Below are 20,391 nucleotides of genomic sequence, written 5' to 3' on the forward strand. Positions count from 1 at the left end.
TGCGCGGGCAGGGGCCGGTGATCTCCGGGGCTGTGACGCCGTAGTTGCGTACGTCCTTCCTGACGGGCGGTGTCCCATGGTCCGCCCGGCCGCGGAAAGGTCCCGGCGGGGTGCCGAGGCACACCGCCGGGACCGACGTGCGACGCCGCCGCGAGCTACGGCTCCTGCCGCGTGTGGAGGGCGCTCACCTCCTCGGCGCTGAGCGCCCTGTCGTATGCGTGGACCTCGTCGACGGCGCCGTTCCAGAAGTCCGCGTCCGCGCCGTCCCACTGGGCGCGGCCGACCGCCAGCGGGCCGGTGCTGACGTAGTTCGGGCCGGCGGTTTCGGTCGCCGCCCGCCTGCCGTCGACGTACAACGTGATCTCGCCGGTCGAGCCGTCGCGGACGCCGACGAGGTGGTACCAGCGGCCCTTCTCGGGGATGGTCACCAGCCGGGCGCGGTGCCCCCCGGGCGTGCTGAAGGCGAAGGCGCCCTGGCCGTACTGAAGGTAGAAGGGGCTCGCCTGACGTCTGCCGTCCTGGCTGACGGCGGTGGCGTAGTTGCCGGGGAGTTCGTCGAGCCGCACCCAGGCGGAGACGGAGTAGCTGCCGGTGGTGTCGAGGACGGGGCCGTCGGTCTCGGCATGCTGGCCCTGCCCGTCGAACTTCAGCGCGCTGCCGCTGACCCCGGGCGTCCAGGTGGTGCCCTCGGAGAGCTTCAGGGGCCTGTCGTTGGGCCCGTCGTCCCGCGCGGTCGTGCCGGTGCCCTCGTCGAGGGCCCAGCGCCCGCCGCCCTTCAGTTCCTCCCGCTCGCCCGCCGAGGCACCGGCCGCGATGACCGCCCGGTTGATGTCACGGACCCGGACCGGGTCGACCTTGATCTCCCGACGGTCGTAGGTGTAAAGGCCGTTGAGTTCGTTCTCCAGGTCCGTGATCTGGGTGTAGACCGAGCCGGACAGCTCGTGGGCGGCCTGGTCGAGGTAGTACTTCTCGGTGTTCTCCACGTACTTGCGGGTCAGCGCGTCCTTGTCGGCGACCCCGCTGTAGATCACCGTCGGGGCGCCCGGCCACACGTGCCCCGGGGTGGGCAGGGTGAAGCCGCCGTGCTCGCCGTCCATGGCGGCCCGGTGGTCCGGGAACGGCGGGTCGGTGTTGTTGTAGTCGTGGTGGTCGATGATGTCGCCCTTGCCCGAGTCACCCTTGGAGTTGCAGCAGTTGACACCGCTGTGGGCGTTGACGACGCGGGACGGATCGGCGGCCTTGACGGCCTCGGCGATACGGCCGCTCTCCTCGCGGTCCCACTCGCCCCAGCCCTCGTTGAAGACGATCCAGCCGATCACGGACGGCGAGTTGTGATGCTGCCGCATCATCTCCATGCCCTGCTCGACGAAGGCCGTGCGGCCCTTCTCGGTGGGCAGGTCACCGGACACGAAGTCCTGCCAGACCAGCAGGCCGAGCCGGTCCGCGTGGTAGAACCAGCGTGGCGACTCCACCTTGATGTGCTTGCGGACGGCGTTGAACCCGAGTTCCTTGTGCGCCTTCAGGTCGAAGGCGAGAGCTTCATCGCTGGGCGCCGTGTAGAGGCCATCGGGCCAGAAGCCCTGGTCGAGCGTGGCGAGCGAGAAGACCGGCTTGCCGTTGAGCATCAACTTCCGGTAGCCGCCGACGTTCTCGATCCCGATCTTCCGCATGCCGAAGTAGCTGCCGACCCTGTCGGTCGACCTGCCGTCGGTCAGCTTGACGTCGAGGTCGTAGAGGTAGGGGTCGTCCGGGCTCCACAGGTGCTGCTTCGCCACGGGCAGGCGCAGTTGCTCGTTGGCCGGTCCGCTGACCCTGCCGACGACCTTGCCGCGCCGGTCACGGGCGACGGCCTCCACCCGTGCCGTCGGGGAGGCGCCGCCGGACTCGACGGTCACCGCCAGGCTGCTCGTGTCGATGTCGGGCGTGGTGACTACGTTGTCAACCGACGTGTCGGCGACGGGTTCCATCCAGACCGTCTGCCAGATGCCCGAGGACTGGGTGTAGAAGATGCCGCTCGGGTTGGTGGACTGCTTGCCCTTCGGCTGGTCGGCGCCGCCGGTGTCGGTGACGGCGACCACCAGCTCCTGCGGTCCGGTGCCCTTCAGCGCGTCGGTGATGTCGGCGCTGAAGGCGTCGTACCCGCCGGTGTGCTCGGCGACCTTCTCGCCGTTGACCCAGACACGGGCCTGGTAGTCGACGGCGCCGAAATTGAGCTTGAGGCGGTTGCCCTCCTCGCCCTTGCCGATCCTCCAGTTCTTCGGCACGTCGACGAGCCTGCGGTAGATCATGTGGTCCTCGTGCCGCTCCAGCCCGGACAGCTGCGACTCGACCGGGAACGGCACGATGATCTTCTCGTCGAGAACCTTGCCGAAGACCGGCTGCTCGCCCGCCTCGGCGGCGCTGAACTGCCAGGGGCCGTTGAGGTTCTTCCACCGGGAGCGCACCTGCTGCGGCCGCGGGTATTCCGGCAGGGGGTTCTTCTCGTCGAGCTTGTCGCCCCAGGGAGTGGTGAGCCGGTGGGTGGAGGCGTTCTGCGCGTAGCGGATGATCTTCGGCACGCTCTCGCCGCCGGCCGTCAGGCCGCCCTCACCGTCGTACGTGATACGGACCTGCTGGTTCTTCTGGATGTGCTCCGGGAGCGTGATGAGCAGGGACGCGGGGTCGTCGGCAGCGGCCGTGACCGATGTGACCGGCATGGTCACCGAGTCGGCTTCGATCTTCAGGTGGTCCTTGACCGCCTCGACGCCGCCGACCTCTTCCTCGAACCGGGCCCGCAGCCGCCGGCCGTCCTCGGCGACGGACAGTTCCACCGGGTAGACCTCGAAGCCGTCCGGCGGCGTGAACGCGGACATGGGCACCGGCTGCTTGGGTGTTGTGGCGGTCGACCAGCGCAGCTTCATATTGGCCCCGCCGGTGTCCTGGAACATCTCCAGGCGGAAGTCGTGCTTCTCACCGGCGGTGAGCCTGATCGGCTCGCTTTGCTGTTCGTTGTCCCAGTCCGGCACCCAGTGGTCGATGACGGGCTCGCCGTCGATGAAGAGCCGGAAGCCGTTGTCGCCGATGGCGTGGAAGGTGTAGTCCCCGGTGGCCGGCGCCTCGATCCGGCCGGTCCAGCGGGCGGTGGTGTGCTCCGAGCGGCCGGTCAGCTCCTGGAACGTGCCGGTCAGGCCGGAGAAGTCGATCTGCGGATCGAGCAGGGTGCCACCGAGCGTCGCGAAGTCCCGCGCGCCGGGTGCCGACATGCTGAAGTACTCGCCCTTCAGGCCGTGCACCTCCACGGCGTCCCGGAGGGCCGAGAGCCTGGACGTGCCGGCGGCCGTCTCGGCGGCGGACGCGGTGGATGTGAAGCCGGTCGTGGGTAACGTCAGGATCGCCGCGGTGAGCAGCGCCCAGACTCTGGCTCGTAGGCGGGTGCGTCGTCTCGTCATCGAACCTTCCTCATGCGAAGGGCTGGGCCCGGACCTGCCGACAGACGGAGGCGGGTGACAGCGCCGGTGGCGTCCGAGGCGTCCGTGGCGTCCGAGGTCTGTCGCGTCCGAGGCGTCTGTCGCGTCCGTGGCGTTCGGGTGTGCTGGCGGTCAACAGCCTTGCAACGATGTAAATCAAGTGGCAGCGGAATGACAGCACGCCGCTCGACGACTGTCCAGCCCCCGTGCATCGCTCGGCTGATCAGCCGTCAGCGCTAGACCCAATCGAGACAAGTGAGCGGTACTGTGCGGTCTTTGGGGGTTCCTGAGTGGTTCCGTTGGAACGTGTCCCGTGCTACCGGGCCTATTCGCAGTGCACCGGGCTTGAGCCCGGTGGTGAAGCGAATCTGAGAAGTGCTCTGACCTCAGCCGTGGGCACGGATTCGCACTGTTCACCTCAGCCCGGGTCAGAGCGGCCGGTTCTGCTGCTCGATGTACTGCTTCACGATGCTGAGCGGCGCACCGCCGACCGACCCGGCGAAGTACGAGCCGGACCACAGGCGCTGTGCCCGCCAGTAGTGGCGCACGAGGTCGGGGAACTCCTGGCGGAGCCTGCGCGAGGACACGCCCTTGAGGGAGTTCACCAGCCTGGACACGGCGACCTTCGGCGGGAAGTTCACCAGCAGATGCACGTGGCTGGCCTCGCCGTTGAACTCGACCAGCTCGGCCTCGAAGTCCTCGCACACGGCCCGCATGATCTCCTCGCACCGCGTCAGGTGCCGGCCGGCGAAGACGGAGTGCCGGTACTTCGTCACGAAAACCAAGTGGACATGCATGTGGAAGACGCAGTGACGACCTGTACGAACGTTCTCATCGGTACCCATAAACCAACTGTGTATCGTGATCCGCATGCGGCTTCGGTACAGCTTCCGCCTGTACCCGAGCGCCGGTCAGCGCCTGGCGTTGGACAGGGCGTTCGGGTGCGCGCGGGTGGTCTACAACGACGCCCTCAGGGCGCGGGAGACCGCCCGCGGCGAGGGCCTGCCGTTCCCGAAGACCGGCGACCTGTCGAAGGCGCTGATCACCGAGGCAAAGAACACCCCGGAGCGCGCCTGGCTCGGCGAGGTGTCGGCGGTCGTCCTTCAGCAGTCCCTGCGGGACCTGGACACCGCGTACCGGAACTTCTTCGACGGGCTGAAGGGCAGGCGCCCTCGCATGGGCGCACCCCGGTACAAGTCCCGCAAGGACACCCGGCAGTCCGTCCGGTTCACCGCGAACGCCCGCTGGTCCATCACGACCGGCCGGAAGCTGCGCCTGCCGAAGATCGGCGACGTCACGGTGAAGTGGTCCCGCATGCTGCCGTCGACGCCGCCCACGGTGACGGTGGTCAAGGACAGCGCTAGCCGGTACTTCGCGAGCTTCGTCGTCGAGACCGGCCCGGAGGAAGTCCTGCCCGAGGCCGTGCCCGAGCTGGGCATCGACCTCGGACTCGGGCACTTCGCCGTCCTCTCCGACGGCACGAAGATCGACAGCCCGCGCTTCCTGCGCCGCGCCGAGAAGCGCCTCAAGAAAGCACAGCGGGACCTGTCCCGCACGGAGAAGGGTTCCAGCAACCGGAACAAGGCCCGGCTGAAGGTCGCCCGCGCTCATGCGCGAGTGGCCGACGCACGCCGCGAGTTCCACCACCAGCTCTCCACACAGCTGATCGGCGAGAACCAAGCGGTCGCCGTGGAGGACCTGGCGGTGAAGGGACTCGCGCGTACGCGCCTGGCCAAGTCCATCCACGACGCCGGATGGTCGGCGTTCGTGACCATGCTGGAGTACAAGGCCGCCCGGTACGGGCGCACCTTCGTCCGCATCGGCCGCTTCGAACCCACCAGTCAGGTGTGCTCGCAGTGCGGCGTCAAGGACGGCCCCAAGCCCCTCAGCGTCCGTGTGTGGACCTGCGAGGCGTGCGGGGCGGTCCTGGACAGGGACATCAACGCGGCGGTCAACGTCGCCAAGGCCGCCGGACTGGCGGTGACAGCCTGTGGAGCGCAGGTAAGACCGGAACGTGTTCCGGCACCGCGCAGCGAAGCAGGAACCCACCCGAAGCCCTCACCCATCCGGTGGGAGCAGGCGGGAATCCCCGGCCTTTAGGCCAGGGAGGATGTCAATCCTCCGTTCCCACCGCCGGCGCGAAGACCTTCACGGCGAAGGTCTCGTCCGCAGGCGCGGGCGGCACCATCGAAATCCGCTCCGGCTCGGCCACCGGCACCCTCCTCGGCTCAGTGGCCGTGCCGGTGACCGGCGGCTGGGAGACCTTCACCACCGTCACGACGACCCTGACGGCATCCGCCTCCGGCCCCCTCTTCCTGAGATTCACCGGCGGCAGCGGCGCCCTCTTCGACATCGACACCTTCAGCCTCGGCGCCGAGCCCGTCACCGGCACCCTGAACGACGACGTCCACCTCTTCTACTACCCCTGGTACGGCAGCCCGGCGGTCAACGGCGCCTGGCGGCACTGGCCGCAGGGCGGCCACACCCCGCCCGACGACGTCGGCGCCGACTTCTACCCGGCGCTCGGCCCGTACGACTCGGGCGACTTCGCGCGCACCGTCGCCCAGCACATGGAGTGGGTCGCCCGCTCGGGCGCCGGCGTGATCGTCTACAGCTGGTGGGGCCGCAACAGCTACGAAGACCGGCTCGTGCGGAGCGTCCTCGACGCGGCGCACGACCAGGGCATCCAAGTGGCCTGGCACCTGGAGCCGTACGCGGGCCGCACCGCGGCCTCGACGGTCGCCGACGTCGAGTACATCAACAGCACCTACGGCAGCCACCCGGCCTTCCACCGCTCATCGGACCACGGCGGAAAGAGCGCGTTCTACGTGTTCCAGAGCCTGGACATCACCGACTGGACGGCGCTGGACCAGGTCACCGACACCAGTATCGTCCTCGCCCAGACCACCGACACCACCAAGATCGCGCACTTCTCCGGCATGTACACCTACGACGGCATCGCCGGCGCGACCGCCCCCGGCTGGAAGCAGGCCGGCGACTACGCCCGCGCCAACGGCCTGATCTGGGCCCCGTCCGTCGCGCCGGGCTACCTCGACGACCGGGCGGTGCCGGGCAACTCCACGCCCACCGTGGAGCGGGCCAACGGCGCGGCCTACGACCGGCAGTGGACCAACGCCCTGGACCCGGCGATCGGCGGCTCACCGACGTGGGTGTCGGTGACCTCCTTCAACGAATGGCACGAGGGCAGCTCCATAGAACCCGCCGACGCGACCCCGCCCGGCGGCCACGGCTACCGCACATACGGCGGGGCCTACGGCCGGACGGGCCAGGCGGCGGAGACGGCGTACCTGGACCGAACCGCATACTGGGCGAGCCGCTTCGGGGCACCAGCGGCGCGCTGACCCGACCGGCCCCGAGCCCCACGAGGGCGTCCGACCGACGCGAGCCGGCCGGGCGCCCTTTACGGCACCGACGACGGCCCGCCGGACGAAGGCGGTCTGCTGCCCGTAGGAGAGAAGCCGGCCAGCTGGGCTGTCTGGGAAGCGGATCGCTGGATGAGCCCGGATCGCGTACTGGAATCCGTCCAGCCCGTCCGTCAGGGACAGAAAGTGCCGGTACTCCCGATCCAGCGGCTGACCGGCCAGAGCTTCCAGTTCCCTGATTCGCCCGGGAGTTGCCGGGGGTCTGACCCCGGGCATTTCGTCCGGGTTCAAGGGCGACGAGGAGACGTACTCGCGGGTCCTCGCGCGCGCCAGGTCACCGATGAGCATCCACATCTCCAACGACTCCTCCACTCATTACCACCCGGTTCCGTGGTTCAGCCCATCGGCGACACTGATTGGCCCGACGGGCCCGGCCGTGCCCCAGTCTGCGGTGTTCGCGACGTCGTATCTCGGCGGGGTGGCGTGGCGGTTTCGGCGCTGGAAGGCAGTGGCGACGCCCGAGAGCCGCGCGGAGAACCGGGGGAGGCGGGCGGGTCGGCGGTGCGCCCGGCGCTGAGTGCTGTCGCCATCGGTATCGGGGGCATGCTCAAGACGATCGGTGCTGCTTCTGCAGTCGGCACTCATCGTGTGGTAACAGCTGTTACCATGCTGGTATGGCGAAGACACAGCTGGGCGCGCGTGTGGATGAGGACGTGGCGGAACTCGCCAGGCAGCGCGCCGCCGACCTGGGACTGAGCATCGGCGACTACCTCGCAAGGCTGGTGCAGGACGATGCCAGCGGCCTGCGCGCCCGAGCGGTGGACGCGGCCGCCCGTTTCCTGGCCGAGCACCAGGCGATCTTCGACGAAGCCGAGGACGCCCAGCAGACGGATACGGGAGTGCGCGCGGCTTGATGGACCTGAACATCGACGTTCCCTGGATCCTGCAGGTCGCCGAGGCCGCCGGAGCGAACGATCCGGCCCCCGAGGACTACGGAGTTCCCCTCTCGGCGGTCGCCCGGCACCGGGCCGAACTGTTCGAGCAGTCCGTCTATGACGGCCCCTACGCCAAGGCCGCCGCCCTCGTGCACACGCTGGGCCGGTGCCGCTGGCTGGAGCGGTCCAACATGGCCGTGGCCGCCGCATCCGGCGTCATGTACCTGGAAGCCGCCGGCATCCCCGTCAAACCCACCCGCGAACACGCCATCGCCCTCAAGGACCTGCTCCTCGACCCCGCCTGCACCGCCGGGAAGATCGCTGCCTTGCTGCGGACGTGGCCCACTACCACCTGAGCCAGTCGGCTCCCGCTAGTTGCTTAGCGGTCAACGGAATGCGGCGCCCGGGGCTTGATGCTGTGCTCGGATGTGGTGGGAAAACCAGGACCTTCTGGGGGTGGGGATGAGTACGAGCGGGGCCCAGGCAGCGGCCTTCTTTCGGGAGGTTGTACGGACTCAGACGGTGTGGTGGGTCCGGGACGACAGGGGCAGCCCTGTCCCGGTCTCAAGCTCTGGGCGACCGGCATTCCCTTATTGGTCGTCGACGACTTCCGCGTAGGGATCAACTGGAGCGGACAGCGCCTCACGGGATGGGACTTCACCGTTGGTGAGGTAGTCAATCGTCTCCTTCACGTGGCCGACGAGCCGGGGGTACGAGCGCAGCGTTGACCCCGAATGCAGGGTCGGCCTCCGCGGGCCTCCTGGCCGCTGCCGCTGGGGAACCGAGTCCGGCTGGTGGCGGCGTGCTGAGTATCTGGGCTTCCGTTACGGCGCCTTGGCCCACCGTGTTGTTCTCGGTGCGACGATGAACTTCGCAGTGAACATGCAACTCGTTGGTGCGTGGGTGCTGAGCTCACGCAATCACGCCTGAGCGGCGAGGTGCCCGCCGTTCCCGTTCCTGTCGAACCACAGCTTGTGCACGGCGATCTCGAGCGTGCACTCCGTCTCGAGGACCCCCTGCAGCGGGCGGACGCGTTCCTGGAGGAAGGTCCAGAGTTCGGTGTCGTCGGCGGTCAGGACCTGGGCGAACACGTCGGCCTTGCCGAGGGTCGTGGAGACGTGGCTGACCTCCTTGAACCGGCCGGGGTCCGCGAAGGCGGTGATCTTCAGGACGCTCGAGGGAACGACGATCCGCCAGTTCGGCGTACTGAACATACGAGGCGTGCCGGCCCGGGCTCTCGTCGTCGCCCTGGTCCTCAACATCCTCACTCTGACACTGCTCAAGACCCCGCTGGCGATCATCGTGGCAGGAAACCTCGGATACATCCTCACCCACGTCCTCGCCCTGTCGGCCTTCGCGCTGCTGCGCCGCGACCGCCCCGACGCGCCGCGTCCGATCAGACTGCCGTCCTTCTTCGTCCCTGTGGCCTGGACGCTGGCCGCGCTGCTGAGCGTCATCCTGATCGTCGGCGCGACCGGCTTCTCGGTGAGCGGCTACGGCGGATTCACCGAACTGGCCGTCGCCTTCCTGGTCCTGGCCGTAGGCGTGGCATTGTGGGCGTACCGACAACGCGTGCAGGAGCGCCAATAGCCCCCGTCGGATTCCGGCCGCGACGAGCCTGGCTGACTCGCTCCACGCAGGCCACCGGCAGCCCGATGTCGGGCAGGGGCAGCCGCCGGCCGATACCCCGGCATGAGTCTGCCCCGCCGTCACCGAGAGGCGCTGTTCATCCCTGAGCGGCCGTTGGGTCCATCCACATCACCTCCCACGTGTGGCCGTCGAGGTCGTCGAAGGCGCGGCCGTACATGAAGCCGTGGTCCTGCGGCTCACCGGTGGGAGAGCCGCCTGCGGCAGTCGCCTTGTCGACCAGTTCGTCGACCGCCTCGCGGCTGGGGGCACTCAGAGCGAGGAGCACCTCGCTCGACGTCCTCGATTCGACGATCTGCTTCTGTGTGAACTGGGCGTACTTCTGGTGGGTGTGCAGCATGACGTTGATGGTCTCGCTGAGCGGAATCGCGGCTGTCGTGTCATCACTGAACTGGTCGTCGGGGGAGAACCCCAGCGCGGTGAAGAACTTCTTCGACGCGGCAAGGTCTTGGGTGGCGAGATTCACGAAGATCATGCGCTGGTGCACGAAGGTGTGCCTTTCTCTATGAGGTGAACTGGGTGCGGACTGAAGCGCGGGCAAAGTCCCGATCGCAGCTGACAGTTATTCAGCACCCCTACTGCCTACGGCCCTTGGAGCCTAGGAACGGATGCGCCGGCTCGGGCGTTGATTCGATCAGGTTCGAATACTGACCTGCGACGCAGCTGCGCAAGCAGCGCTGAGAAGGAGGACGCATCGGTGATCGACGTGCGCATGCCCGCCCCGCGGTTGGCCGGCCTGCGCTGGGCCGTCTCGCCCGTGGGGGAACTGGCTGCGGCCCTGGTCGCCGTCTCCGAGGCGCCGAAGGCATCTCGCAGGCACCGTCACATCCGAGCCTTGCTGTCCTCGGGGCGCCTGCCGACCCTCGCGGCCGTCGCGCGCGGATACACCACCTACTTGCCGGAATTCCTCACTCCGGTACCCCGTACCTTCCTGGCCACGGTCGAGGAGCAGTTGCACGCGGTCGCCACGACGCCGACGGAGTCTGTGGGAACCCAGTTCACCGCCTTCCTCTCCGGAGGACAGGCACGCCGCAGCCACTGCCCATGGCTCAGGGGTGAGCAGCTTGCCCGCGCAGACGGACGGGTGAAGAGCCGCATCGAGGTCGGCGAGAGCGAGCTGCGGGAACGACTCGCGTGCGAGCTGCACTGGCTGTGGTCGAAGGCCATGGCACCGCACTGGCCCCAGATCACCGCGGGCTTCGAGGGATTCGTCGAACGCCACGGCGCGGTCGCGTCTCGTGAAGGGCTCGGCAGCGCCCTCGCAGCCTTGCACTCCTCCATGGTCTGGCAGGACGGCGCGTTGAAGGTTGCTTCGGACTACGACGGGGAGATAGGCGGGGAGTACGCCGTCACGCTGATCCCCAGCCTCCTCTTGGACCGCGTCGGCATGCACGCACCTCTTCGCCCGGACCAAGCCCAACTCGCCATCCCCATCGGCGCCTCAGCTCACACGAACCCCCGTATCGCCCCGGTCCTCGGTGCAACTCGCCTGGCGATCCTGAACAGCCTGAACGAGCCGCGCACCACCACGACGCTGGCAACGCTGCACCACCTCGCACCGGCGACGGTTTCCTTCCACCTTTCCCGTCTGCTGGCCGCCGACCTGGTCCAACGCACGCGTGTCGGACGGCATGTGTACTACCGCCGGACCGCTCGGGCCCGCACGATCCTGCGTCCCACAGCGCCGGGGACCGTCCAGGAGGATGTCTGAACCGCGGTGGTGGGCCGGCGCCTTGATGCTTCTGGCGATTGCCTGTTCAGCCTGCGGTCAGAACCTCCACGCCGCCCGCCGTGAGCTGCTCGAGGACTGCGTGGCGGGGTTCGGCGTCGGTGATCAGTCCGCTGATGTCCTCCCAGGGCAGGACGCGGAACCGTGAGGCGGTGCCGATCTTCTCGGACGAGGCGAGGATGTAGGTCTCCGCCGCCCGAGCCGCCAGAGCGCGCTTCATCGCGGCCTCCTCGGCGTCGCCGGTGGTCAGCCCCGCTTCCGGGTGAACGCCGGTGACGCCGAGCAGGCACAGGTCGGCGGAGATGTTCTGCGCCGCCTCGACCGCGGCCGCGCCGCAGGCGACCGCCGAGTGCTTGAAGATGCGGCCGCCGAGCAGGAAGACCTCGATGTGCGGCCGGTCCAGCAGTGCGACCGCGACCGTCGGACTGTGGGTGATCACGGTGCAGGCCAGGTCCGTGGGGAGCGCGTGCGCGACGGCGAGGGCCGTGGTGCCGCCGTCCAGGATGAGGGCGCTGTCGGGCCGTACCAACGCGGCGGCCGCTTGGGCGACCTTCCGCTTGCCGTCGGGGGTGACGGCCTGGCGGGCGGTGTAGTCCGCGACGGCCGGCGACACCGGCAGCGCGCCGCCGTAGACCCGTTGGCACAGTCCCTCGGCAGCGAGGTCGCGCAGGTCGCGGCGCACGCTGTCCTCGGAGATGCCCAGTTCGGCGGCGACGTCCTTGGCGACGATCTTGCCCTCGCGAGTCAGCAGGCCCAGCAGGTGGTCGCGCCGTTCGGCAGCCAGCATCCGTGTTCTCTCCCGTTCTTGCACGTTTCTGCATGTATCGTAGCGTGCCATGACCGACAAGCCGATGCTCATCCTCATCGCCGGGCCCTACCGCTCCGGCACCGACGGCGACCCGCAGGCCATGGCCGCCAACCTCGCCCGCCTCGAATCGGCAGCGTGGCCGGTCTTTGCCACCGGTCACCTCCCAGTGATCGGGGAGTGGGTCGCACTGCCGGTGCTGCGCTCGGCCGGCGCGGGCCCCACCGATCCGCTCGCCGACCAGGTCCTCTACCCGACCGCTGAGCGCCTGCTCGCCCACTGCGACGCGGTACTCCGGCTCCCCGGCGAATCCGCCGGAGCCGATCAGGACGTCGCCACCGCTCGCCGCCGCGGCCTGCCCGTCTACTACTCCGTGGACGAGATCCCGCGCCGCGTCCCGCAGGAGACCGCGTGAACGCCCGCCCCGGCATCGACACCCCCGACCACCGCGGCCGCACCGGCCTCGACCACGCCGGACGCGACCTGGACCGCAATCCCGACGTCGTCGTCCGCGACGTGGAGCTCACCTCTCAGGGCTGGCATGTCCTGCGCCGCACCACCTTCGACTACCGACGCAGCGACGGGCGCTGGGTCACCCAGCAGCGCGAGACCTACGACCGCGGCAACGGCGCGGTCGTCCTGCCCTTCGATGCCGAGCGCGGACGTGTGCTGCTCACCCGTCAGTTCCGCTACCCGGCCTATGTGAACGACCATCCGGACGGCATGCTCGTCGAGGCCGCAGCCGGGCTGCTCGACGGCGACGACCCGCTCGCCGCCGTCCGGCGTGAGAGCGCCGAGGAACTCGGTGTCACCCTCGGCCCGCTCACCCACGTCCTCGACGCGTACATGAGCCCCGGCTCAGTCACCGAGCGCCTGCACTTCTACGCCGCCCCCTACACTCCGGCCGACCGCACCGGAAACGGTGGCGGGCTGGAGGAGGACGGCGAGGACATCGAAGTCCTCGAACTGGCCTTCGCCGACGCCCTCGCCATGGTCCGCGACGGACGCATCACCGACGGCAAGACCATCCTGCTCCTGCAATGGGCTGCCCTGGACGGCCCCTTCGCCCCTGCAGCGGGCGCGGGCTGACATCTCTGTGGCACAGCACGTCCCGATCGTCAGAACGCGGGCCGGCGCGGCACGCCGGTCACCCCGGCCGCCGGGTAACTGATCACCCGTGACCACCCTGGCACGGGACGACTGGCGGATGTTATCTCTCGCCGGCCGGTCTGCGCCCGGTTGCAGGACGCCTGTGCCCTTCGGGTACGGGGAGCATCGCCATCGCGGTGTCCGCGACATTCCGCACTGTCTCCGGGGCCAGACCGGCCTTGCCCACCGCCTCGATACCGCGGACCACCGTCAGCAGCAGCGCCGCCAGCCGCTCCGGATCCGCGGCGCTGTCGATGTCGCCGTGGCGCTGGGCGGCGCTGATCTCCGTGCGCAGCAGGGTCAGCAGTGCCTTCATGGTCTCGGCGGACCGTTCGGCGACCGCGGGATCGTGCTGGGCCAGTTCCGCCGCGCCCTTGGCCAGCAGGCACCCGCGCCGCTCGGTGTCGGAGGCGGTGTTCTCCGCCATCAGGTGCACGTACCGCGACAACCGGTCCAGGGCCTCTGCGTCCGGGCCGCCTGCCAGCTGCTCTTCGGCCACCTCGACGACTGCGGTGCACCAGTCGCCGAACACGCGGTGGAACAGCTTGCCCTTGTCGCCGAATGCGCCGTACAGGCTGCCCTTGCCCAAGCCGGTCACCCGAGCGATGTCGTCCATCCGCGTCCCCGAGTAGCCGGCCGCCCAGAACTGTTCCCGGGCCCGCTCCAGGACTTGGTGTTCGTTGAAGGCACGTGGTCTCGGCATGGTGTCAGCCTAACCATTCTTGACTCGATCGTCCATTACTGCCTACGTTGTGGACGATTCATTCCAGAACTGAGAGGGTTCACCATGCCAGGCGTGTTGCAGGAGAAGGTGGCCGTGATCACCGGAGGGACCAGCGGGATCGGGCTGGCCATCGCCCACCGCTTCGTGAGGGAAGGCGCACGGGTCTTCGTGACCGGCCGGGACATCGACCGTCTTGAAGCGGCGGTCAAGGAGCTGGGCCCTGCGGTCACCGGCGTACGTTCCGATGTCTCGGTCCTGGCCGACCTGGACACGCTCTACGCACGAGTGCGCGAGGAGGCCGGACGCATCGATGTACTGGTGGCCAACGCCGGCATCGTCGCGGACGCCGCGCTCGGCGCTCACACCGAGGCGAACGGGACCTGACGCTCGCCGTCAACGTGAAAGGCCCCCTGTTCACCGTTCAGAAGGCGCTTCCGCTGCTGGCGGAGAACGCCTCCGTCCTGGTCGTCGGCTCGAGCAACAGCGTGCGGCCCAATGAGCACCTGGAGGTCTACAGCGCCTCGAAGGCAGCGGTGAGCAACCTGGTGCACAACTGGGCCCGGCAGTCGCGGGAGCGCCGGTTCCGGGTCAACGTGCTCAGCCCGGGACCCACCCGGACTCCCGGCCTGCTGGGCGCCGCCGGGCCGGACGTCGACCAGTTCGCCGAGGCCGTCGTGCCGCTGGGGCGGCTGGCCGACGCCGAGGAAATCGCGGAGGCCGCCCTCTTCCTGGCTTCGGACGCCTCCTCGTTCGTCACCGGCGCCGAACTCTTCGCCGACGGCGGCTACACCCGGGCCTGAACGACGGTGGGAGGGGTGCGTCCGGTTCCCTCGTAGGGATGGACCCAGCCACGGGATGCCGCGCCTGATCCTTCGCCTCCGCCAAGTAGGTCCAGGCGGAGGCGAAGGACGTGTCCGAGGGGGGATTGGCGCGCAGCCCCGCGAGGGCGTTGCCGTGCTGAAAGCCCTGCCCTGTTGGGGGAGTTGCGCCCTCGGATCGGCGCCGACGCTTTCGCCCGGCGCGCTCGCCCACCGTAGCGTAATCGATTCCGCGTGACGAGGAGTTTGGGGACTCCGGTCACTGTGATCCGTAAAACAGCAGGTCAATGCGGGGATGGCTACGATACGTAAGGTTTCGAAGCGATCACGAAGGCATGTTGAGTGCGACGAATGTTCCTTGCGCTGTTGACTTTTGTGGACTCTTGTTATCTCGTTTGCCCACCGCTTCGTCGGAGCGGACGGAGCGCACTCGGGACAAGGAGCTACCCATGGCGATACGTGATCGCGTTTCACTGGCCAGACGCTGCGTGCTGGGCGGAATGGTCCTGGCCCTCACCGCGGTGACCGCCTGCGGCTCGGGCGGTGGCGACGAGGCGGGCGGCGCGGACGGCACCTCGTGCGAGGCCGCGTCGGGCAAGGTCACGTTGGACTACTGGTCCTGGGTCCCGGGCATGCAGGAGGCCGTCGACGTCTGGAACAAGGAAAACCCCGACGTCCAGGTCAAGCTGAAGACGACGCCCTCGGGCAACGCCGGTACGTACCAGAACATGTCCAACGCCCTCAAGGCCGGAAAGGCCCCCGACCTCGGCCAGGTCGAGTACGACTCCCTGGCGAGTTTCCGCCTCAAGGAAGGCCTCACCGACATCTCCTCCTGCCCCGGCGTCGAGGAAGCGGGGGAGAAGTTCGTCGACTGGACCTGGTCGCAGGTGGAGTTCGGCGCCGACGGCAAGGACGGCGTGTGGGCGGTGCCCCAGGACACGGGCCCGATGGCCCTGTTCTACCGCAAGGACATCTACGACAAGCTGGGCATGAAGGCCCCCACCACCTGGGACGAGTACGCGGAGCAGGCCCGCAAGCTGAAGCAGGAGGGCAAGTTCATCACCCACTTCTCCCAGACGGACCCGAACTGGTTCACCGGTCTGCTGTGGCAGAACCAGGCCACCATGTTCGAGCGGGACGGGGACACCTGGAAGGTCACCGTCGACCGGCCCGAGAGCCGTCAGGTCGCCGACTACTGGCAGAAGCTGATCGACGACAAGCTGGTCGCCACGGATCTTCAGGGCTTCTCACCGGCGCTGTACAAGGCCTGGAACACCGGCGAGGTGGTCACCTGGGTCAGCGCCGCCTGGGGCTACAGCACCATCCGCGACAACGCCAAGTCCACCGACGGCAAGTGGGCCGTGGCACCGATGCCCCAGTGGGAGGAAGGCGACGGGCAAGCGGGCAACTGGGGCGGTTCCACCACCACGGTGATGGCGGGCACCAAGTACCCGGCCGAGGCCGCCAAGTTCGCCCTGTGGCTGAACACCGACCCTGAGGCGCTCGAGATCCTCAACCGTGAGGGCGGCCTCTACCCGGCGGCCAAGGCGGGTCTGGAACTGCCCGCGCTGCAGCAGCCGGTCGACTTCTACGGCAAGCAGCAGATCTTCGACGTCTTCGCCGAGGCCTCCGCCCAGGTGGACACCGATTTCACCTGGGGGCCCACGATGACGGACACCTACCGCTTCCTCAGCGACGGGACGGCGAACACCGTCGCCGGCAAGACGACCCTCGGTGACGTGCTCCAGGACACGGGAGCCCAGAGCGTCGAGTCGCTGCGCAAGCAGTCGCTCGACGTGGCTGAGTAGTCGGTCCCTTCCTGCCCTCCCCGCCGTCCGCGGACGGCGGGGACAGCACCTCCTAAGGCTGCCCGTGACAACCACCACCGCACCCGCACCGGCCCGTCGGCGAGCGCGCCGGACCCTCGCGCCCTACGCCTTCCTCGCCCCCTTCCTCATCCCGTTCGTGCTGTTCACCCTCGTCCCGGTCGGCTACGCCTTCTGGCAGAGCCTGCACAAGACCGAACGCACGGGGGGCACGTTCGGCAGGACGCAGACCGTCTTCGGCGGATTCGAGCAGTACGGCCGGGTCCTTGAGGAGGACTACTTCACCGAGAGCCTGCTGCGCGTCCTCGGCTTCGCCCTCGTGCAGATCCCCGTGATGCTGCTGCTGTCCCTGGTCCTCGCGCTGCTGCTCGACTCCGCGGTCGCACGCGCCAAGAAGTTCTTCCGGCTCGTCTATTTCGTGCCGTACGGCATCCCCGGCGTCGTGGCCGCACTGATGTGGGCGTTCCTGTACGACCCGCGTCTGTCGCCGGTGGTGGACCTGCTGGAGCCGGCCGGCATGCAGGTCGACCTGCTCGGCCCGGACGCGATCCTGTGGTCCATCGCCAACGTCGTCACCTGGACGTACACCGGCTACAACATGCTCATCATCTACGCCGCCCTGCAGGCCGTGCCCGCGGACATCGGTGAGGCGGCCCGGGTGGACGGGGCGAGCGGCTGGACCATCGCCCTGCGCATCAAGATTCCGATCATCCGCCCGGCTCTGATCCTCACCGGTGTCTTCTCCATCATCGGAACCTTCCAGCTCTTCACCGAGCCGCAGGTCTTCCGGGGCATATCCACCAGCGTCACGAGCACGTACACCCCGAACATCGCCGCGTACTCGCTCGCCTCCGGCGACAGCTACAGCGAGGCCGCGGCCCTGTCGGTCGTCCTCGCGCTCGTCACGTTCGTCCTGTCGTTCGCGTTCCTGCGCTTCACCTCCAGGAGGCAGGGATGAGCCTGCTCACCCGTACCGAAGGGGCCCACCCCACCCCCACCCCCGCCCCCGCCCGCCGGCGGCAGCGCACCGGTGTGTCCACCGCCGTCGCCGTGACCTTCATGGCCGGCGTCGCCTGCTACATGCTGCTGCCCGTCTACTGGCTGCTGGTGTCGTCGACCAAGAGCCAGGGCGACCTCGTCACCACCCCCGGCTTCCTGCCCGCCGAGTGGCACTTCGGCGACAACCTCAGCGCGCTCTTCGCCCAGCAGGACGGCGTCTACGCCCGCTGGCTGTTCAACAGCCTGCTCTACGCGGGAGCCGGAGCAGCGGTGGCCACCCTGCTGGCCGCGGCAGCTGGATACGCCCTCGCCAAGTACACCTTCCGCGGACGCGAGGCGGTCTTCTCCGTCGTCCTCGGCGGCGTCCTCGTCCCGGCCACCGCACTCGCCCTGCCGCTGTTTTTGATGTTCGCCGAACTCGACGCCACCAACACCTTCTGGTCCGTCTTCCTGCCCAGCATCGTCAGCCCGTTCGGCGTCTACCTCTCCCGCATCTTCGCCGCCGCCTCCGTACCCGACGAGGTCATGGAAGCCGCGCGCATGGACGGCGCGAGCGAGTTCCGCATCTTCCGCACCATCGCGGTGCGGCTGATGGCACCCGCCCTGGTGACCATCTTCCTGTTCCAGTTCGTCGTCATCTGGAACAACTTCCTGCTGCCTCTGATCATGCTGCAGGACGAGCGTCTCTACCCCGTCACCCTCGGCCTGTTCACCTGGCAGTCGCAGACCAGCCGCCTGCCCGAACTGCAGACCCTCACCATCATCGGCGCCCTGATCTCGGTCGTGCCCATCGTCCTGACGTTCCTCCTCCTACAGCGCTACTGGCGCGCCGGACTTGCCGCTGGAGCCGTGAAATCGTGAACCACCCCCTCTCCGACGTGACCCGCGCCCTGGGAGGAATTGCCTACGGCGGCGACTACAACCCCGAGCAGTGGCCGCGCGAGGTCTGGCGCGAGGACGTCCGCCTGATGCGCGAAGCGGGCGTCAACCTCGTCACCGTCGGCGTCTTCTCCTGGTCCCGGATCCAGCCGCGGCCCGACACCTACGACTGGAGCCTGCACGACGAGGTGCTCGACCTCCTGCACGCCGGCGGCATCGCCGTCGACCTCGCCACGCCCACGGCCGCACCACCACCGTGGTTCACCCGCCGACACCCCGAAGCGCGGCCGGTCACCGTCTCCGGTACCCCGCTGGCCCACGGCAGCAGACAAGTCTTCTGCCCCAGCAGTCCCGCCTACGCGCAGGCGGCGGACGCCCTGGTCACGGAGCTCGCCGCCCGCTACGGCGACCACCCCGCCCTCCGCCTGTGGCATGTTCACAATGAGTGGGGCAACCACAACGCCCTGTGCTACTGCGACACCAGCGCCGACGCCTTCCGCGGCTGGCTGCAGGAGCGCTACAAGACCCTCGACGCGCTCAACGACGCCTGGGGCACCGACTTCTGGAGCCAGCGCTACGGTGACTGGAGCGAGATCGACCCGCCCCGGGACACCACCGCCTTCCGTAACCCGGGGCAGGAACTCGACTACCGCCGCTTCTCCTCGGACGCGCTGCTGACCCGGCACATCGCCGAGTCGGCCATCCTGCGCCGGATCGCCCCGCATGTGCCGGTCACCACCAACGTGATGGGCACGCTGGAGAAGAAGGTCGACGGATACGCCTTCGCCGCCGCGTGCGACCTGGTCTCGGTCGACCACTACCTTCCCGCGGCCGACCCCGACGCCCATGTCGATCTGGCGCTCAACGCCGACCTCGCGCGCGGCATGGCCGGGGGCCGTCCCTGGCTGCTGATGGAACACTCGACCTCCGCCGTCAACTGGCAGGGCGTCAACGTGGCCAAGCAGCCCGGCGAGATGCGCCGCAACAGCCTGGCCCACCTCGCGCGGGGCGCTGAGGGACTGATGTTCTTCCAGTGGCGGCAGTCCCGCGCAGGCGCCGAGAAGTGGCACTCCGCGATGCTCCCGCACGCCGGCACCGAGGGCCGGGTATGGAGGGAGGTCACAGCACTGGGAGCCGAACTCGGAGCACTGGCGGAAGTGACCGGCAGCCGCGTGCGTGGGGAGGTGGCCATGGTGTTCGACTGGCACTCCTGGTGGGCTCTGGAACTGCAGGCCCGCCCGTCGGACCGGATGCGCTACCTGGACGCGGTGCGCGACTGGTACGAGGCCCTGTGGACGCTGAACATCACCTGCGATTTCCTTCCGCCCGGCGCCGATCTCAGCGGCTACCGTGCGGTCCTCGCACCCAGCCTCTACCTGCTGACCGACAACGATGCCGACAACCTCACCTGGTACGTGCACCAGGGCGGCCACCTGGCCGTCGGCTGCTTCAGCGGTGTCGTGGACGAGTACGACCGGGTGCGCCTGGGCGGTCACCCCGGCGCGCTGCGCGAGGTGCTCGGCCTCGTTGTGGACGAGTACCTGCCGCTGCGCCCGAACGACGTGGCCTTGCTGGAGGACGCCACCGAGGTCCGGGAGTGGGCCGAGCGGGTCGAACCCCGCGGCTGCGCCACGGTGCTGAGCTTCGCGGACACCGCCGAGGGCGGCCCGGCGCGCGGCGGCCCAGCCGTCACCCGCCACGCGATCGGCAGCGGCACGGCCTGGTACACGGCCGCCCGTCTGCCCGTGCCGGCCCTGCGCGAGCTACTGCGGGCGCTGTGCGCCGAAGCCGGCGCGGTCCCCACCGCGACTGCCCCGGCCGGAGTGGAGGCCGTACGCCGGACCGGAGCGGACCACGCGTACCTCTTCCTGATCAACCACACCCAGCAGACGGCCCATGTCCCCGTCACCGGCACGGGTCTCGCCGGCGCCGAGATCGCGGACGGCCAAGCGGTGGTGCCGCCCGGGGGAGTGGTGGTGGTCCGCGAGAACCTTGCGCTGCCTACTGCCTGACCTGCCGCCACACCCAAGACAACACCCGCAAGGAGCACC

Annotated in this window: 17 protein-coding genes and 2 pseudogenes; 13 read left to right on the top strand and 6 right to left on the bottom strand. The window is 69.0% G+C overall.

Annotation, left to right across the window (positions count from 1 at the left end):
* Positions 1-155: 155 nt before the first annotated feature.
* Positions 156-3,428, bottom strand: a complete 3,273-nt coding sequence (locus AC068Z_RS08355; RefSeq protein WP_478553534.1) for a LamG-like jellyroll fold domain-containing protein — start codon at positions 3,426-3,428, stop codon at positions 156-158.
* A 446-nt stretch (positions 3,429-3,874) separates the two neighbouring features.
* On the bottom strand, positions 3,875-4,291 hold the full coding sequence (tnpA, locus tag AC068Z_RS08360; protein ID WP_478553536.1) for an IS200/IS605 family transposase: 417 nt from the start codon (positions 4,289-4,291) through the stop codon (positions 3,875-3,877).
* Between the two features lie 25 nt (positions 4,292-4,316).
* On the opposite strand from tnpA, the gene AC068Z_RS08365 reads away from it, so the two are divergent.
* From AC068Z_RS08365 to AC068Z_RS08380, 4 genes and pseudogenes are all read left to right on the top strand, one after another.
* Positions 4,317-5,546: an RNA-guided endonuclease InsQ/TnpB family protein gene (locus AC068Z_RS08365; RefSeq protein WP_478553537.1), complete on the top strand. Its 1,230-nt coding sequence runs from the start codon at positions 4,317-4,319 to the stop codon at positions 5,544-5,546.
* Positions 5,547-5,563: 17 nt separating this feature from the next.
* Positions 5,564-6,808, top strand: a pseudogene (locus tag AC068Z_RS08370) (carbohydrate-binding protein); the annotation flags it as partial.
* Positions 6,809-7,503: 695 nt separating this feature from the next.
* Positions 7,504-7,743, top strand: coding sequence for a hypothetical protein (locus AC068Z_RS08375; protein WP_478553539.1), 240 nt, complete (start codon positions 7,504-7,506; stop codon positions 7,741-7,743).
* Positions 7,743-8,120: a fic family toxin-antitoxin system, toxin component gene (locus AC068Z_RS08380; RefSeq protein ID WP_478553540.1), complete on the top strand. Its 378-nt coding sequence runs from the start codon at positions 7,743-7,745 to the stop codon at positions 8,118-8,120. The genes AC068Z_RS08375 and AC068Z_RS08380 overlap by 1 nt, the downstream gene beginning before the upstream one ends.
* Before the next feature lie 564 nt (positions 8,121-8,684).
* On the opposite strand, the gene AC068Z_RS08385 is transcribed toward AC068Z_RS08380, so the two are convergent.
* Positions 8,685-8,978 carry an Lrp/AsnC ligand binding domain-containing protein gene (locus AC068Z_RS08385; protein WP_478553541.1) on the bottom strand — a complete coding sequence of 98 codons (294 nt, stop codon included), beginning with the start codon at positions 8,976-8,978 and terminating at the stop codon, positions 8,685-8,687.
* Between the two features lie 7 nt (positions 8,979-8,985).
* On the opposite strand from AC068Z_RS08385, the gene AC068Z_RS08390 reads away from it, so the two are divergent.
* Positions 8,986-9,354, top strand: coding sequence for a hypothetical protein (locus AC068Z_RS08390; protein WP_478553543.1), 369 nt, complete (start codon positions 8,986-8,988; stop codon positions 9,352-9,354).
* Between the two features lie 136 nt (positions 9,355-9,490).
* Here the strand turns inward: AC068Z_RS08390 and AC068Z_RS08395 are convergent, their stop codons facing one another.
* Positions 9,491-9,898 carry a VOC family protein gene (locus tag AC068Z_RS08395; protein ID WP_478553545.1) on the bottom strand — a complete coding sequence of 136 codons (408 nt, stop codon included), beginning with the start codon at positions 9,896-9,898 and terminating at the stop codon, positions 9,491-9,493.
* Between the two features lie 210 nt (positions 9,899-10,108).
* On the opposite strand from AC068Z_RS08395, the gene AC068Z_RS08400 reads away from it, so the two are divergent.
* Positions 10,109-11,122, top strand: a complete 1,014-nt coding sequence (locus AC068Z_RS08400; protein ID WP_478553547.1) for an ArsR/SmtB family transcription factor — start codon at positions 10,109-10,111, stop codon at positions 11,120-11,122.
* 46 nt (positions 11,123-11,168) lie between these two features.
* Here AC068Z_RS08400 and AC068Z_RS08405 read toward each other — a convergent pair whose 3' ends face one another.
* On the bottom strand, positions 11,169-11,927 hold the full coding sequence (locus AC068Z_RS08405; RefSeq protein ID WP_478553549.1) for a DeoR/GlpR family DNA-binding transcription regulator: 759 nt from the start codon (positions 11,925-11,927) through the stop codon (positions 11,169-11,171).
* Positions 11,928-11,976: 49 nt separating this feature from the next.
* Here AC068Z_RS08405 and AC068Z_RS08410 point away from each other — a divergent pair, with 49 nt between their 5' ends.
* Positions 11,977-12,360, top strand: a complete 384-nt coding sequence (locus tag AC068Z_RS08410) for a DUF4406 domain-containing protein (protein ID WP_478553551.1) — start codon at positions 11,977-11,979, stop codon at positions 12,358-12,360.
* A complete protein-coding gene (locus tag AC068Z_RS08415) occupies positions 12,357-13,034 on the top strand; it encodes an NUDIX domain-containing protein (protein ID WP_478553553.1) in 678 nt (225 codons plus the stop codon). The genes AC068Z_RS08410 and AC068Z_RS08415 overlap by 4 nt, the downstream gene beginning before the upstream one ends.
* Before the next feature lie 121 nt (positions 13,035-13,155).
* Here AC068Z_RS08415 and AC068Z_RS08420 read toward each other — a convergent pair whose 3' ends face one another.
* Entirely contained in the window at positions 13,156-13,797 is a 642-nt protein-coding gene (locus tag AC068Z_RS08420; protein WP_478553555.1) for a TetR/AcrR family transcriptional regulator, read from the bottom strand.
* 84 nt (positions 13,798-13,881) lie between these two features.
* On the opposite strand from AC068Z_RS08420, the pseudogene AC068Z_RS08425 reads away from it, so the two are divergent.
* From AC068Z_RS08425 to AC068Z_RS08445, 5 genes and pseudogenes are all read left to right on the top strand, one after another.
* Positions 13,882-14,618, top strand: a pseudogene (locus tag AC068Z_RS08425) (SDR family NAD(P)-dependent oxidoreductase).
* A 467-nt stretch (positions 14,619-15,085) separates the two neighbouring features.
* A complete protein-coding gene (locus AC068Z_RS08430) occupies positions 15,086-16,444 on the top strand; it encodes an ABC transporter substrate-binding protein (RefSeq protein ID WP_478553557.1) in 1,359 nt (452 codons plus the stop codon).
* A gap of 64 nt (positions 16,445-16,508) precedes the next feature.
* Entirely contained in the window at positions 16,509-17,420 is a 912-nt protein-coding gene (locus AC068Z_RS08435) for a carbohydrate ABC transporter permease (RefSeq protein ID WP_478553559.1), read from the top strand.
* Complete coding sequence (locus tag AC068Z_RS08440) at positions 17,417-18,322, top strand: carbohydrate ABC transporter permease (RefSeq protein WP_478553561.1); 906 nt, start codon at positions 17,417-17,419, stop codon at positions 18,320-18,322. The genes AC068Z_RS08435 and AC068Z_RS08440 overlap by 4 nt, the downstream gene beginning before the upstream one ends.
* Complete coding sequence (locus AC068Z_RS08445; RefSeq protein WP_478553563.1) at positions 18,319-20,352, top strand: beta-galactosidase; 2,034 nt, start codon at positions 18,319-18,321, stop codon at positions 20,350-20,352. The genes AC068Z_RS08440 and AC068Z_RS08445 overlap by 4 nt, the downstream gene beginning before the upstream one ends.
* Positions 20,353-20,391 lie beyond the last annotated feature (39 nt).

This window comes from Streptomyces sp. NPDC043726 (genome assembly GCF_056436565.1).

Bases quoted from the DNA above. Each gene is read 5' to 3' on its own strand.
- AC068Z_RS08385 (WP_478553541.1), bottom strand. From the start codon at position 8,978: ATGTTCAGTACGCCGAACTGGCGGATCGTCGTTCCCTCGAGCGTCCTG.
- AC068Z_RS08405 (WP_478553549.1), bottom strand. From the start codon at position 11,927: ATGCTGGCTGCCGAACGGCGCGACCACCTGCTGGGCCTGCTGACTCGC.
- AC068Z_RS08365 (WP_478553537.1), top strand. From the start codon at position 4,317: ATGCGGCTTCGGTACAGCTTCCGCCTGTACCCGAGCGCCGGTCAGCGC.
- tnpA (WP_478553536.1), bottom strand. From the start codon at position 4,291: ATGGGTACCGATGAGAACGTTCGTACAGGTCGTCACTGCGTCTTCCAC.
- AC068Z_RS08355 (WP_478553534.1), bottom strand. From the start codon at position 3,428: ATGACGAGACGACGCACCCGCCTACGAGCCAGAGTCTGGGCGCTGCTC.
- AC068Z_RS08380 (WP_478553540.1), top strand. From the start codon at position 7,743: ATGGACCTGAACATCGACGTTCCCTGGATCCTGCAGGTCGCCGAGGCC.
- AC068Z_RS08375 (WP_478553539.1), top strand. From the start codon at position 7,504: ATGGCGAAGACACAGCTGGGCGCGCGTGTGGATGAGGACGTGGCGGAA.
- AC068Z_RS08420 (WP_478553555.1), bottom strand. From the start codon at position 13,797: ATGCCGAGACCACGTGCCTTCAACGAACACCAAGTCCTGGAGCGGGCC.
- AC068Z_RS08410 (WP_478553551.1), top strand. From the start codon at position 11,977: ATGACCGACAAGCCGATGCTCATCCTCATCGCCGGGCCCTACCGCTCC.
- AC068Z_RS08430 (WP_478553557.1), top strand. From the start codon at position 15,086: ATGGCGATACGTGATCGCGTTTCACTGGCCAGACGCTGCGTGCTGGGC.
- AC068Z_RS08440 (WP_478553561.1), top strand. From the start codon at position 17,417: ATGAGCCTGCTCACCCGTACCGAAGGGGCCCACCCCACCCCCACCCCC.